The following is a 14,413-nucleotide window of genomic DNA, read 5'->3' on the forward strand; positions in this document are numbered from 1 at the left end:
CAGCAATGACGACACCCATCCCGGAACTGCGCTTCCCTCTGTCCGAACAAGCTGCCCGCAACCTGGTCTTCAGCCATTGGGACCTGTTGCAACACTTGGCCCGACGCCGTTTCCCCAACGACGACAACACGGCCCACCTGGCCCTGGACTTCGTCTTGGAAAAGCTCCAGGAAGAGGGCTGGCACCGCATTCGCAGCTGGGAAGGCAAAGGAAAGTTCACCACGTTTCTCGGCGTGCTGACCGGCCGCCTGATGACCGACTACGTGCGCAAAATATATGGCCATCAGCGCCCCCCCAAGTGGCTGACCGAGAAGAAAGATCCGATCTGGCGGGAGGCCTATCGCATCCTGATCCTGGATCGTTTCGAGCGTCAGGAAGCCGTCTCTCTCCTGGAAACCAACCACCCGGACCGGGACCGCACCACCCTGGAACGTATCGTCTCCGAGGTCATCGGCCACTGCCCGCCCCGGCACCGTTATCAGGACAGCCAGGGGATCGCCATCGACCATATCGCCGAACCGGCCAGCGAGGCGCCCACACCGGAAGCGGAACTGGAACCCCACCCCCGGGCGCTGCTGGAAGCCCTGGAGAGCTACATCCGCGGAGAGGGCGACCTGCCTGATGAGGCCCGCCCCCTGTTGGAAAAGCTGCAGACCCATCTGGAACTGAGCGATGAAGAGCGTTTGCTGCTGCGGTTGCGCTTCTGCGAGGGCATGAAGATGGCCCAGATCGCCAAACTGCTGGGAATCAAGGGCGATCCATACAAGCGCCTTAACAAAATTTTGACCCGCCTCAGACAAGCTTGTGAAGCGGCCGGCATCCTTTAATTCTTAACTCTGAATCGATGCGATGAACGAAAACGCCCCTATGAAAGAAAACGAACGGCTGATCAGCCTGCTGGGCCTGGCGGCCACCCGCCGGGAGGAAACCGAAGACCACCATCCGCCGCCGGAAGTGCTGGCAGCCTTCATCGAACAGCGCCTGCCTTCCTCCCGGCGGCAGGCGGTCCTCGCCCATCTGAACCGCTGCGAATGCTGCTATCAGGAATGGCTGCACAGCGCGGCCGCCCTGGAAGAAGCCCAACCGGAAGAGACGCCGATCCATCGGCCTGCGTGGTGGCAGCGCTTGTGGGAGCGCCTGCGCCCCCGCCCCTGGCTCATCCCCCTGACGGTGGCCGTGACCGCCGGTTTGGCGGTGGCCGTGGTACTGGTCCAGCAGCCGATGGCAGGCGAATGGCCGCCCCGCCAAATCATCGCCGCTCTGCCCAAGGGACATAAAATCCCTTACGACCGACTCCCGCGCCTCGAAGCACCGTTTGCTTTCAACGACACAGCGGTCGATCCGGCCAAGGACGCAGTCTCCCAGGGGCTGCGAGACGCCCGCTTCTGGATCGAACATCCCAACCAGGTGGACCTGAGGGACGAAACCCACGACACACCGGAGAAACGGGCCTACCGCAGCTTGGGCCAATGGCTGCTGTTGGCCTGGGCCATGACTCAGAAGGAAGACTCCGATCCGAATGTCTGGCAAGTATTCCAGCAATACGGCCAAAGCCTGGCGGCGGAATTTGGGAAACTGCCGCCATCCTCCCAGCGGGATCAGGCCCTGGCGGACCTGCGCGAAGTCCAGACCATGATGGAAGCTTTGGCCGAAGCGCCGGGCTCTGCCCAGCGGACCCGTCTGCAACGCAAACTGCGCCTGATCATCGGCCGATGGCAAGGTTGATTCTTATCCTCCTGACCCTGACTGGGCTGTTGGCGGCAGGGACGGCCGCCGCCGTCCCCACCGAGGACAGCATCGATTTCTATGTGGAAAGCTACGGCGCACTCACACCGGAAGACGATCCTCGAATCGCCATCGCCTATCGGGTGTTCGAACGGGTACGGGCCGCCGCCGACCAGTCCCGCCACCGGACCCCGAGGCTGGTGGTGATCGGCGGCGACACCAATGCCTGGGCCATCGCCCTGCCCAGCGGCCACATCGTTCTGTCTCGCAAGGCGGTGACCTTGTGCTTCAAACAGGCCGACGAGAATCTGGCCCGCACCCGCCTCGCCTTCGTTCTCGGCCACGAGCTGGCCCATCTGGCCCACGACGACTACTGGCACGAAGAGGTGGAGCGGTTTCTGGCCGATTCGCCGGACACCCAACGCATCGCGCATTTCCTGGATCAGAACTTCGAGGTCCGGGAAAAGGAACTGGCCGCCGACGACAAAGGGTACATCTACGCCGCCATGGCCGGTTATCCCGTCCACCTTCTGCTGGAGCGGAACGATACCAAGACCGATTTCTTCACGTTCTGGATGCAGCAGACCCAGGCCCGTATCAGCGCCTCCCATCCCTTCCCGGAAGATCGGGCCGCCCTGCTGCGGGAACGCCTGCGCATGCTGCAGGAGAAAGTCGCCTTCTTTGACATGGGGGCACGCCTCGCCCACTTCGGCCGTTGTAGCGACGCTATCTACTTCCTGCGGGAATTCCAACAGGTGTTCCCAGGCCCTGCGGTGCTCAACGACCTGGGCTTCTGCGCCCTGCAGCAGGCCCGCCAGGCTATGCCGCCCCGGCAGGCGCACTTCTACTGGCTGCCGTTCCTGCTTGATCTGGACACCCGCATGCCCCGGACCCGGGCCGGGCTCCCTGAAGACGAATACCGTTTCCTGAAGCACTTCCCGTTGAACGGGACGGCGACTGGCTACCTGCGCGATGCCGCCGACTATCTGAAGCGGGCCACAGAATCCGCCCCCGACTACCTGCCCGCCCGCATCAATCTGGCCACCGTTCAACTCTACCTTGGCCGCCCCCATCAAGCCCGGGCCGTACTGGCCGAGGCGTTAAGGCTCGCACCGGACGATTGGCAGGCCCAGATGCTGGATGCACTGGCGCTTTACGAGCAAAGCGATGCTGACATCGATTTGTGGTCCGCAGCGGTCAAACGACTGGAAACCCGTGCCGACATGCCACCGGCCTGGCGTTACAACCTGGCCCGGCTGTTGGATATACGCCCTCGCAACAGCGACGCCGACCAACACTGGAATCAGCTGGCCACCCTCGTCCCCCGTTTGCCTCGTTTCATCCGGGAACAGGTCTGCCGCCACCAGCGGGTCCAGCCTCAACCCCAGTGCCTGACCACCCCACCGGCCGGTAGGAACGTCCCTTTACCCTGGTCATGGCCGATCCCGCAGGCTGGCGGTACCCTGGTCACCCCTTCCCTTCGCGCCCGCCTGTTCGCCGGCTGGGAGTCGATTCCCTTCGACTGGTTCCGGGCCAAGCTTTATGGCTTCATCCACCGGGCACCCCATCACACCGCGGAGGTGATGGAAATGGATCAGTATCTTCAGCTGCAGGTGACCCGCACCGGCCTACCGAGCAGCGAACAAGCAGTCGCCCGTGCCTGTCCCCGGCCGCTGCACCACCGGCGGATTTTCCAGGGAACCGTGGTCACCTGCAACAACTGGGCGGTGTTGCTCCGTGACGGCCATCCCCGCGAAGCCTGGTGGATCTCCCGGTAACCCTCTATCTATTGGGTCCCGTGTGATTGTCAAGCTCCGTGAGAAGGTGCGGCCGGTCGGTTCACGCTTCCCGAGGCGGAGAAGCGGTCGGTAAACTCTTTGCCGTTGTCGGTTAGGGCCTTGGTGATTGTGAAGGGAGCCTTGGCGATCAGGCGCTCGAGGAAGGCGGCGGCGACCCTGGCTTCCTTGGTGGGATGGATTTCCAGGTAGACCCAGCGGGTGGCCCGGTCGATGGCGACGAAAAGATAACGGCCCCGGGTTTCATCCGGCATCTTCCCCTTCCCGGGCGGCGATCAGTTCCTTGAGATTGGAGAGGCCATGGCGACGCAGCAGCCGGTCCAGGGCCGAGCGGGACATCTCGGTGATGGATGAAGCGATGAACGACCGCCAGCAGGTCGTCCAGGGGCAACAGCAGGGTTTCGCGCAGACAGACGACGATCGCTTCCTGCTGCGGGGTTAGGGTGGCATGGATGCGATGGGGCCGGTGCGAGGCGTCCTCGACCGAATCGCGCTGGCGCCACTTGCGGATGGTATGACGGTGAACCCCATATTTTTTGGCCAGGACCGTGGCCGGCAGCTTGGAGTTCTGGATCTCCCGGCGGATCTCGGGCGTGGTGCGGGCTTTCTTGTGGAAACGAGAGACCCAGGCTTCCTCCTCGTCCGTCAAGCTTGAGTCGTCTTTCCGGCCTGGGACTCTGCCATCAGCTCGCTCAGAACATCCCAGGCATGGAACAAAGGATAGCTCCTCTTGGGGAAACGATTGAATTCACTTGACGCAAAAAGCAGAGCGACGATAGGAGCAACGCTTTTTGCGGTCAAGTGGAATGATTTGTTAGCATTTGGTAGCTTCATAGCGTATATGAGCAGCCACTAAAAACAATGGCAGACCTAACACCAAATTATTAAAATCGATTGAAAATGAACCCCATTCGGAATACTCATTTTCAATAGGAATGTTATTTGAGATAAGTGACAACACTGATATAAAAGCCCCCATAAATATGAAGCGCCAGTTCCATTTACATTGCAAAACATCATGCTCTTTAATATATAGAATTCTGTAACCTAAATGCCAAATAGAATAAATTGAAATTCCACTTAACAATAACAATATTACAAGGACTGTGCTCCCAAGGCTTGGATAGGAATAAGCACCCCATATTACCACAGACGCTCCTAACAAATACAGGATTGTAATGAGCAATACAAAGAAACCAATTTCAAATGACAATAAATATTTACTAAATTTCCTGACCTTCATGCCTGATGAAAATGCTAACGTCATGGGTCACTTGCCGACAAGACGCAAGCCCGAAGGGCGCAGCGGATTGGCGGTCAAGTGCACCCTATTGTTAGGCAAATTGTTACCTCTTTGCCCATGTATATTTAAGAGGATAAGGTGTATTATAATAATCACCAATAAACCCAGCTCCTAAAGCGAGTGGAGTTGCGTCTAAAATCAATTTCTTTTGTTCTTTAAAAATATTTTTAATTAATAGTAGCGCCGCAATAAAACTACTACCCAAAAAAGTATTTGTATAAGATGAAACCCCGTACATATGAAATGTGCTAGCGATAAACCTAATTACAATATTCTTGGAACTGGCAAATGCTTCTCTATTTGCTATCCCATTTTCGACCGGTCCTTTTTTAAAAATAAATCCTCGCATACAATAGCATATTGCACCTGGCTTTATTAAATTTTTAATTTCTTTTTTTGTCCAGATAGCTCCAAGCTCGATAGGCGCATATTTCAAAATTAAATCGTCTATGGCATACATATAAACATAGTGAATTTTTTGAGCAATATCCCATCGAAAGTGATCATAAATTGTGACATAATCGGACTTTTTTACTTCATTATTTTGAAAATTTAGAATTCCCTCCTCTGTCATTATTTTTTGCGACTTGAGTTCTTCAAAAAGATGATTCCTAAATTTAATTCTGTTTTTCTTAAATAATAAAGGAAGTTTTTGATGATTGATAAAAGTCCACATCGCTTGATCTAAATTATTGCCAGGCAACATTGCATACGATGCTCTTTTTTTAACTTCTTCTTCCCATTTCTTCTTAAATTTTTTCAATCTTTCAGGCGTGAGATTTTGAGATAAAGAATGCTTAGTATGCGCTTCATCGTGACAATTTTTACATAGAACAACTAAATTATTCTCAGCATTATTGGAAGGATTTTGATCTATATGGTGAATCTCAACAGGTTCCCCTTTTTCACGACATACACAACATGTAAATGCAGATTTATAAAGTATGGTGGTCTTCAAGCTAGGTGGAACGGATTTTCTTGTCGTGTTCATTTCGTATAAAAATGCCTAACAGTGAAATAGACAGAATCTATGTCATCAAGACTAGACAGACTCTGTCTAGTCCCCTACCATCATCGGCATGACCGACCCTAGCATGCGAAAAAGTTCCAAGTCAAGCATCCCTGTCAAGCCCTATTCCAACTGGCAGCGCTATCTCGATCTACTGGAACGGCATCAGGTGCCGGAGCGCTGCCGGCGGTGGTACGTCCGTCACGTCGAGGCGTTTCTGGCTGCTTTCCCCGGGCGCAGGCTTCGGGAAATCGGGCACGACGAGCTGGGCGATTATCTGGCCCGGCTAGCCAGCAACACCCGGGGCGACTGGCAGTTGCGTCAGAAAGTGGACGCGATCCGTCTGCTGCTGGTGGAGTTGGCAGGCAATCGCCAGGCAATGACGATTGACTGGAACTATTGGGCTGAAATGGGAAAAGCGATTTCCCAGGATCACCCCACACTGGCCCGTGAGCTGCCGCCTGAGACGCTGTTGCGCAAAGCGGTGCAGCCGGAGGATTTGCCGGAGGCGGCCCGCGAGGCAGTGGTCCGGATGGTCAGAATCCTGCGCACCCGGCACTATTCCATTCGCACTGAAGCGGCTTACCGGGACTGGGTACTGCGTTTTCTCGCCTTCACCGGCCGTCCGCCGGAGGCGCTGGGGGCTGGAGATGTCAGCGCATTCCTGTCCCATCTGGCGCTGGAAAAGCGGGTTTCCCAAAGCACCCAGCGGCAGGCGCTGAACGCCCTCAATTTCTTTTTCCGGCACGTGCTGGCGCAGGAGCTGGATCTGGGCGAGGGGTTTCGCCCTGCCAAACGCGGTCGCCGCCTGCCGGTGGTATTGAGCCGTGATGAAGTCGCCCGCCTGCTGGACAAACTGGAAGGGCTGGCGCAGCTCATGGCCGGGCTGCTGTACGGCACCGGAATGCGCCTTATGGAGTTGATCCGCCTGCGGGTACAGGACGTGGATTTCGGACGCCAGCTGATCGTGGTGCGCGACGGCAAGGGACGCAAGGACCGGGTCGTTCCCCTGCCGCAGCGCTATCGTGACGCCCTGCGCCAGCACCTGGACATCCGCCGCCGTCAGTTCGAGCAGGACCGGATCGAAGGTCCGGTATCCGTCTATCTGCCCGATGCGCTGGCGCGCAAGTATCCCAATGCCGCCACCGACTGGCGCTGGCAGTACGTGTTCGCCTCCAGCCGTCTGTCCCACGACCCGCGCTCCGGCCAGCGGCGCCGCCATCACATCCACGAGAACACGCTGCAAAAGGCGATCCAGAAAGCCGCCCGGCTGGCCGCCATTCCCAAACGGGTCAACTGCCACGCCCTGCGCCATTCCTTCGCCACCCACCTGCTGGAGGCCGGCTACGATATCCGCACGGTGCAGGAACTGCTCGGGCATGCGGACGTTTCCACCACCATGATTTATACTCACGTGCTCAACAAACCCGGCCTGCCGCCGGTGATCAGCCCGGCGGATTTCTGAACGATGGCGATACGGCGCGACGACCTAACGGCTTTCTTCGAAGAACTGCTGCAACCGGACCGGTTCCCGGACTACGGCCCCAACGGCCTGCAGATCGAGGGCTGTGAAAGCATCGAAAGGATCGCTTTCGCCGTCTCGGCCACGGTGCGATCGGCCGAGGCGGCCGTGGCAACCGGCGCCCAGGCGTTGGTGGTCCATCATGGCCTGTTCTGGAAGTTCCACGGCCCCCGCCCCCTGACCGGCCCCTTCGCCCGCCGGGTCTTCCCCCTGGTCAGGAACGAGGTCAACCTGTATGGCTACCACCTGCCGCTCGACGCCCACCTCGAGGTGGGCAACGCCGCCGCCCTGGCCCGGCGCCTGGGGATGAGCGGCTGGGAACCCTTCGGGGATTATCAGGGAGTCAGCACCGGCGTCCAGGGGGAACTGCCCGAGCCCTGCCGGCCAACGGCGCTGCGGCAACGGCTGAAGGCGATTCTCGATCACCCGGTTCTGCTCGCCTCCCCCGATCCAAAGGCCCCGATCCGCACCCTGGGCATCATCACCGGCGGCGCCAACGGCGAATGGCGTCAGGCCCTGGCGGCGGGGCTGGACGCTTACCTGACCGGGGAGATGAGCGAGCACGACTGGCACGAAAGCCAGGAGGCGGGCATCCACATGTTCGCCGGCGGTCACCACGCCACCGAACGGTTCGGCATCCAGGATCTGATGGCCAGGGTGCAGGCGGGCTTTCCGGTGGAATGCGTCTATCTGCCCTGCGACAATCCGGCCTGAAAAGGACGCCGGAACACAACGCTTTTGCGTTCCGGCGTTGAGAGGCTATGACTGCTTTAATGCGCCGAGCACCTTCTCCAGACTGTCCTTGGCGTCCCCGAACAGCATCCGGGTGTTGTCGCGGAAGAACAGGGGATTGTCCACGCCGGCATAGCCGGTGGCCATGCTGCGCTTGAGGACGATGCAGGTCCTGGCCTTCCAGACCTCCAGCACCGGCATGCCGGCGATGGGGCTGTCGGGGTCCTCTTCGGCGGCCGGATTGACGATGTCGTTGGCACCGATGACCACCGCTACGTCGGTTTCGGGAAACTCCTCGTTGATCTCGTCCATTTCATAGACGATGTCGTAGGGGATCTTGGCCTCGGCCAGCAGCACGTTCATGTGCCCCGGCATCCTTCCAGCCACCGGATGGATGGCGAAGCGCACGTCCACCCCCTTCTCCCGCAGGGTCTTGACGATCTCGGCGACCACGTACTGGGCCTGGGCCACCGCCATACCGTAGCCGGGCACGATGATGACTTTCTTGGCGTTTTCCAGCAGAGCGGCGGCCTCTTCCGGGTCGACGGCCTGCACCTCGCCTTCCACCTTGGCAGCGCCCGCACCGCCCTCGGTGCCGAAACCGCCGGCGATGACGCTGAGGAAGTTGCGGTTCATCGCCCGGCACATGATGTAGCTGAGGATGGCCCCGGAGGACCCCACCAGGGCGCCGGTGACGATGAGCAGGTCGTTGGAGAGCATGAAGCCGGTGGCCGAGGCCGCCCAGCCCGAGTAGCTGTTGAGCATCGACACCACCACCGGCATGTCCGCCCCGCCGATGGCCATCACCATGTGCACCCCGAAGGCGAAGGCGATGAGGGTCATCAGGATCAGCGGGATCAGGCCGATCCCGATGCTCTCGGCGTTGAGGAACCACTTGCCCAGCAGGATCGCCGCCGCCAGCAACGCCAGGTTGATCCAATGCCGTCCCGGCAGCAGCACCGGCTTGCCGGAGATCTTGCCGCACAGCTTGCCCCAGGCGATCACCGAGCCGGTGAAGGTCACCGCCCCGATCAGGATTCCGAGATAGATCTCCGTCTCGTGGATGGTCTTGGCCACCCCTTCGAAGGCGGCGGTGGGATCGAGATAGTTGGCATAACCGATCAGCACCGCCGCCAGGCCCACCAGGCTGTGGAGGATGGCCACCAGCTCCGGCATCTGGGTCATCTGCACCTTGCGGGCCACGTAGATGCCCACCGCTCCGCCGACGGCCATGGCGGCGATCACCAGGCCGTAGGCGTTCACCCGCTCCGACAATACCGTGGCGATGATCGCCAGGGCCATGCCGACGATGCCGAACAGGTTGCCCATGCGGGCGGTTTCCGGGTGACTCAGGCCCTTGAGGGCGAGGATGAACAGAATGGTCGCGGCGATGTAGGAAACGATAATGACGCTCTCTGGCATGTCACACCTCCTTTATTGTCCTTTTTTGAACATGCCGAGCATGCGTTGGGTCACCCAGAAACCGCCGAAGATATTGACGCTGGCGATCAGCACCGCGACGAAGGCGAGCAGTTTCAGGACGATGCCCGGTGACGAGATCTGGATCAGGGCACCGATGACGATGATGCCGGAAATGGCGTTGGTGACGCTCATCAGCGGCGTGTGCAGCGCCGGGGTGACGTTCCAGATCACCATGTAGCCCACGAAGCAGGCCAGCACGAACACGGTGAAGTGGGACAGAAACTCCGGCGGCGCCACCAGTCCCAGGCCGTACAGTCCCAGGCCGGCCAGGGCCATCAACCCCAGGGTGATCCATTCCTGCGGAATCCGCTTCTTTTCCGCCTCCGGTTTCTTTTCCTTCACCGGCGGCGGCGTGGCCGGTTTCTTTTCTTCCTTGGAGACGGGAATCGGTGGCGGCGGCCAGGTGATCTGGCCTTCCTTGACCACGGTGGCGCTGCGGATCACCACGTCGTCCATGTTCACGTGGATGATGCCGTCCTTCTCCGGACAAAGCTCGCCCAGCAGATGGCGCAGGTTGGTAGCATAGAGCTGGCTGGCGGTGGTGGGCATGCGGCTGGGCAGGTCGGTGTAGCCGACGATGGTGACCCCGTACTTCTTCACCACCTTGCCCGGCTCGGTCAGTTCGCAGTTGCCGCCCTGCTCGGCGGCCAGATCGACGATGACGCTGCCGGTCTTCATCGATTCCACCATGCCGGCGGTGATCAACGTCGGCGCCGGCTTGCCGGGAATCAGGGCGGTGGTGATGATGATGTCCACCTCCTCGGCCTGGCGGGCGAACAGCTCCATCTCCTTCTTGATGAATTCCTCCTTGACCTCCTTGGCGTATCCCCCTTCGGTCTTGACCGCCTCGTCGTCCATTTCCACCTGGAGGAATTCGGCGCCCAGGCTTTCCACCTGGTCGCGCACTTCGGGACGGACGTCGAAGGCGCGCACGATCGCGCCCATGCCCACCGCCGCCCCGATGGCGGCCAGCCCGGCCACCCCGGCGCCGATGACCAGCACCTTGGCCGGGGGCACCTTGCCGGCGGCGGTCACCTGACCGGTAAAGAAGCTGCCGAAATGCTCGGCGGCCTCGATCACGGCCCGGTAGCCGGCGCAGTTGGCCATGGAGCTCAAGGCGTCCATCTTCTGGGCGCGGGAGATGCGCGGAATGCAGTCCATCGCCAGCACCGTGGCCTTCCTGGCGGCGAACTGTTGCAACAGCGCCTGATTCTGGGCCGGCCAGACGAAGCCGATCAGCGTCCCCCCTTCCCGCAGCAGCTCAACTTCCGGGCCGCAGAAGGGATGGATCTCGGGCGGGCGGACCTTGAGGACGATGTCGGATTCGGCCCACAGCAGGCGGGCGTCGTCGATGATTTCCGCCCCGGCCTCACGATAGGCATCGTCAGGGAAGTTGGCCGCTTCCCCGGCGCCCTTCTCGACGGCAACCGTAAATCCCAGCTTTCGCAATTGCTCGGCCACCTGGGGAGTCGTCGCCACCCGGCGCTCCCCCTCGTGGACCTCTCTTGGTACCCCGATTCTCATGACGTTCTCTCTCCCCTTTGGTATTTGTTCTTGGTCGCAAACGATCCCGCCGACGGCGAAGATCAGGCGCCATCGTAGGCACAAAGGGGAAAGCAGGTCAAGCAGGCAAATGGCAGACGCTCAGCGCCTATCGATTCGCTTTTGCAGGGCTTCCTAGGGCCGGGTAAAGGTGGAAGGCGTCAGGAAAAAGCGGCGTTCAGCAGCGGTTGAATCCGGGGCTGTTCCCGAAACAGGGCGCGGACGCGTCTCGTCGCCCGCTCGATGTCGGTCAGCGACGGGGGATTCAAGGGGGTGACGGGCCGGGCCGTCTCCCCCAGCCAGACAAGCCGGCCTTCGATCACCAGCTGGCGGTGGACCAGGGAAAGATCGCGGGTCAGACGCTTGGGCAGCCAGTCCATGGCCCAGCGATAGAGCGCCGCCCGCAGGCGTTGGGGATGCCAGTCCCAGAGGGGACGACGAACCGCCTCCAGATCGAACAGATGGACGGGCTTGCCGGTAGCGCAGGCTTCAGTCAACATGGACAGACTGTCGCAGGTCACCACGATTTCGTCCGCCAGCGCCAGATAGGCGAAATAGGGGTTGTCGGGATCGTCGCGGCGCCATTGATAGGCGTACACGGGCACTTCGACGTTTTCCAGAAACGCCTCCAGCACCCCGCGGCGGGTGCGGGCGCTGGTGGTCACCAGCAGGCTGCCCCCCTTGCTCGCCGCCAGCGCCTGGGCCTGCCGCGCCAGCTCCCGGGCCGCGGCGGCATCCATCACGTAAGGGCCGCTGGAACCACCGATCAGCACCGCCACCTTCGGCCCGGGCAAATGGGCGAGCCGATCCTGCCAGCGGGCGGCCTCCCCGGCCAGCCGCTGCGGCATCACCCGGTGCAGGGTGGTGGAGTTGTGGAGCACGTTGGGCCGCCGCGGCAGGCGGTACTGGGGGGTGGTGATCACCAGATCGAAACGATCGAGGCGGTTGAACGGTCTACCGATATGGACCAGCCGCACCCGGTGGCCGTCGCGGGCGGCCTCGCGCTGAATCCAGCGGCAGATGGCCTCGTTGCGGGCGGAGGCGGAAACGATCAGGTCCGGCCACGGCGGGGTGAGCGGGTCGGAGCGCAGGCGGTCGATGGCGGCAAGAGAAGCGCCGAGGAGCAGATAGGGAACCCCCCGGCGGTAGGTAAAACGCTTGACCTCGAACGGCCAGCCGAGCGCTTCGGCCAACGCCAGGATCTGATTGTTTTCACCGGCACGGTGATTCAACAGCACCCAAACCCGTGGCGCGACCGTGGCAGCCGATTGTGACTGGCGTCTCATCACCGTTTACCCCATCATTCCCTTGTCGCTTAAGGAGGCGGTAGAGAGTATAGCAGACAAAAAACAACAAATTGTATTTTTTTTGCAAATCCACTACAGTCTATCCGAAATTTCCTCAACCCGAACCCGACGGCCCATGTACAACCTTTGGAAAATCCTCTCCCGGCAACTGACCCTGAAACTGGCCTTCTTCCTCCCGGAAGCACGCAAGATCGCTCTGGAGCGCTATCTGCGCGGCAGGGAGGAGGCGCGCAAACTGCGCCTTTGCGATGCGGTCATCGTCTCCTACGGCAAAAGCGGCCGCACCTGGCTTCGGGTGATGTTGTCGCGTTTCTACAAAACCCGGCACGGCCTGCCCGGCGACCAGCTGATCGGCTTCGACAACCTGCACCGCAAGGACCCGGCCATCCCCAAGCTGTTCTTCACCCACGACAACTATCTGAAGGACTACACCGGCCACCGCAATTCCAAGCAGGACTACTACGGCCACAAGGTGGTGCTGCTGGCCCGCGATCCCCGCGACGTGGCCGTGTCCCAGTTCTTCCAGTGGAAATTCCGCATGCGCCCGGCGAAGAAGAAGCTCAATCAGTACCCGCCCCACGGGGCCGACATCTCCCTGTACGATTTCGTCATGCACGAAACCGCAGGCCTTCCCAAGATCATCGACTTCCTGAACCTGTGGGCCCGGGAGATGCCCAAGATCGAGGAATTCCTGCTGGTGCGCTACGAGGACCTGCGCGCCGACACCCCCGGCCAGCTGCGGCGCCTGACGGAATTTCTCGGCACTCCCGGCACCGAGGAACAAATCCGGGACGCGGTGGACTACGCCTCGGTAGAAAACATGCGCAAGCTGGAGCAGGAGAAGAAATTCTGGCTCAGCGGCAGCCGCATGGTCCCCAAGGACAAGTCCAACCCCAACTCCTACAAGGTCCGGCGCGCCAAGGTGGGCGGCTGGCGCGACTATTTCGACGACGAGCAGGTGGCCCGGATCGACGAACTGGTGGAAAGCCGGCTCGATCCGGTCTACGGCTATACCGAAGCGAGGTGACCCCATGAGCGAAACCAAAGACTACTGCGTCTTCGTCCACACCAACCACAAGCAGTGGATCGGCGCCCTGGTGGCCCAGTATTCGATGAAGCGCAACTCGGCGAATCCCGACAAGTTCGACGTGCGCATCATCCACCACAAGGATTACCCTTTCTTCCAGGAGATGGAAGGCAAACCCTTCCTGCGCGACGGGGTCGAGCGCATCTGGCGCAACGACGACCTCCAGTCCTTCACCCCGCTGCGCTTCATGCCGCCGGAGCTGATGGGTTACCGGGGCCGGGCGGTGGTGGTCGATCCCGACATCTTCGCCGTCGGCGACGTGTGGGAACTGCTGTCGCGCGACATGCAGGGCAAGGCGATCCTGTGCCGGCCCCGCTCCGGCCCCAAATGGTGGCTCGACCGATGCTACGCCTCCAGCGTCATGCTGCTCGACAACGCCAAGCTGACCCACTGGCGCTGCGAGGAACGGTTCCGCGCCATGTTCGACTTCAAGCTCGACTACATGGACTGGATCGGCCTGCGCAAGGAGCCCAAGGACAGCATCGGCCTGTTCGAGCCGGAATGGAACGACTTCGACAGGCTGACCCCCACCACCAAGTTGCTCCACAACACCCGCCGTCTCACCCAGCCCTGGAAGACGGGCCTTCCCATCGACTGGACCCCGGCGGATCGCTTCCGCCTGTTCCCGCCCATCGGCTGGCTGATGCGCGCCCGCCGGCGTCTGCTCGGCGACCACGCCTTGCTGGGCCGCTACGTGCGCCATCCCGACCGCAACCAGGAACGCTTCTTCTTCGGCCTGCTCAAGGAATGTCTGGAAAAGGGCATCGTCACCGAGGAACTGTTGCGGGAGGAAATGGCCCAGAACCACATCCGCCACGACGCTTTCGAAGTGCTCGACAAGACCCCGCCCCTGGGCCCGCCGGGCGATCCGCTCAACCTGGGCTGGAATCTGCAGCAGGCGGCCTGAC

Annotated in this window: 13 protein-coding genes; 7 read left to right on the top strand and 6 right to left on the bottom strand. The window is 60.6% G+C overall.

The genetic code is table 11. The features are described 5' to 3' along the window. The first annotated feature begins 5 nt into the window (after positions 1 to 5). From MIN45_RS02540 to MIN45_RS02550, 3 genes are read left to right on the top strand one after another with little or no spacing between them, the layout of a single operon-like run. Positions 6 to 827 (top strand): sigma-70 RNA polymerase sigma factor region 4 domain-containing protein, encoded by an 822-nt coding sequence (locus MIN45_RS02540; protein WP_286293177.1) that lies wholly within the window; start codon positions 6 to 8, stop codon positions 825 to 827. 40 nt (positions 828 to 867) lie between these two features. Next, entirely contained in the window at positions 868 to 1,725 is an 858-nt protein-coding gene (locus tag MIN45_RS02545) for an anti-sigma factor (RefSeq protein WP_286293178.1), read from the top strand. Continuing rightward, a complete protein-coding gene (locus tag MIN45_RS02550) occupies positions 1,722 to 3,503 on the top strand; it encodes a M48 family metalloprotease (protein WP_286293179.1) in 1,782 nt (593 codons plus the stop codon). The genes MIN45_RS02545 and MIN45_RS02550 overlap by 4 nt, the downstream gene beginning before the upstream one ends. 29 nt (positions 3,504 to 3,532) lie before the next feature. Here MIN45_RS02550 and MIN45_RS12410 read toward each other — a convergent pair whose 3' ends face one another. From MIN45_RS12410 to MIN45_RS02565, 3 genes are all read right to left on the bottom strand, one after another. Further along, positions 3,533 to 3,775, bottom strand: a complete 243-nt coding sequence (locus MIN45_RS12410; RefSeq protein ID WP_422732669.1) for a DDE-type integrase/transposase/recombinase — start codon at positions 3,773 to 3,775, stop codon at positions 3,533 to 3,535. Positions 3,776 to 4,335: 560 nt separating this feature from the next. Then, positions 4,336 to 4,788 carry a hypothetical protein gene (locus tag MIN45_RS02560; protein WP_286293180.1) on the bottom strand — a complete coding sequence of 151 codons (453 nt, stop codon included), beginning with the start codon at positions 4,786 to 4,788 and terminating at the stop codon, positions 4,336 to 4,338. A gap of 79 nt (positions 4,789 to 4,867) precedes the next feature. Beyond that, entirely contained in the window at positions 4,868 to 5,815 is a 948-nt protein-coding gene (locus MIN45_RS02565; RefSeq protein ID WP_286293181.1) for an HNH endonuclease signature motif containing protein, read from the bottom strand. A 103-nt stretch (positions 5,816 to 5,918) separates the two neighbouring features. On the opposite strand from MIN45_RS02565, the gene MIN45_RS02570 reads away from it, so the two are divergent. Both MIN45_RS02570 and MIN45_RS02575 read left to right on the top strand, forming a co-directional pair. Beyond that, a complete protein-coding gene (locus MIN45_RS02570; RefSeq protein ID WP_286293182.1) occupies positions 5,919 to 7,298 on the top strand; it encodes an integron integrase in 1,380 nt (459 codons plus the stop codon). Positions 7,299 to 7,301: 3 nt separating this feature from the next. Continuing rightward, positions 7,302 to 8,069: a Nif3-like dinuclear metal center hexameric protein gene (locus tag MIN45_RS02575; RefSeq protein WP_286293183.1), complete on the top strand. Its 768-nt coding sequence runs from the start codon at positions 7,302 to 7,304 to the stop codon at positions 8,067 to 8,069. A gap of 45 nt (positions 8,070 to 8,114) precedes the next feature. Here the strand turns inward: MIN45_RS02575 and pntB are convergent, their stop codons facing one another. The 3 genes from pntB to MIN45_RS02590 all read right to left on the bottom strand — a co-directional run bounded on the left by pntB (position 8,115) and on the right by MIN45_RS02590 (position 12,349). Beyond that, positions 8,115 to 9,509 (bottom strand): Re/Si-specific NAD(P)(+) transhydrogenase subunit beta, encoded by a 1,395-nt coding sequence (pntB, locus tag MIN45_RS02580; RefSeq protein ID WP_286293184.1) that lies wholly within the window; start codon positions 9,507 to 9,509, stop codon positions 8,115 to 8,117. A 12-nt stretch (positions 9,510 to 9,521) separates the two neighbouring features. Continuing rightward, positions 9,522 to 11,093, bottom strand: a complete 1,572-nt coding sequence (locus tag MIN45_RS02585; protein WP_286293185.1) for a Re/Si-specific NAD(P)(+) transhydrogenase subunit alpha — start codon at positions 11,091 to 11,093, stop codon at positions 9,522 to 9,524. A 179-nt stretch (positions 11,094 to 11,272) separates the two neighbouring features. After that, positions 11,273 to 12,349, bottom strand: a complete 1,077-nt coding sequence (locus MIN45_RS02590; protein ID WP_286293186.1) for a mitochondrial fission ELM1 family protein — start codon at positions 12,347 to 12,349, stop codon at positions 11,273 to 11,275. 184 nt (positions 12,350 to 12,533) lie between these two features. On the opposite strand from MIN45_RS02590, the gene MIN45_RS02595 reads away from it, so the two are divergent. Beyond that, entirely contained in the window at positions 12,534 to 13,445 is a 912-nt protein-coding gene (locus MIN45_RS02595; RefSeq protein WP_286293187.1) for a sulfotransferase domain-containing protein, read from the top strand. Positions 13,446 to 13,449: 4 nt separating this feature from the next. After that, the gene (locus MIN45_RS02600) at positions 13,450 to 14,412 is read left to right on the top strand and encodes a hypothetical protein (protein WP_286293188.1); all 963 of its coding nucleotides are present in this window, start codon (positions 13,450 to 13,452) and stop codon (positions 14,410 to 14,412) included. The last annotated feature ends 1 nt before the right edge of the window (position 14,413 follow it).

The sequence above is a fragment of the Methylomarinovum tepidoasis genome (genome assembly GCF_030294985.1).
In the GTDB taxonomy this organism is placed as follows: domain Bacteria; phylum Pseudomonadota; class Gammaproteobacteria; order Methylococcales; family Methylothermaceae; genus Methylohalobius; species Methylohalobius tepidoasis.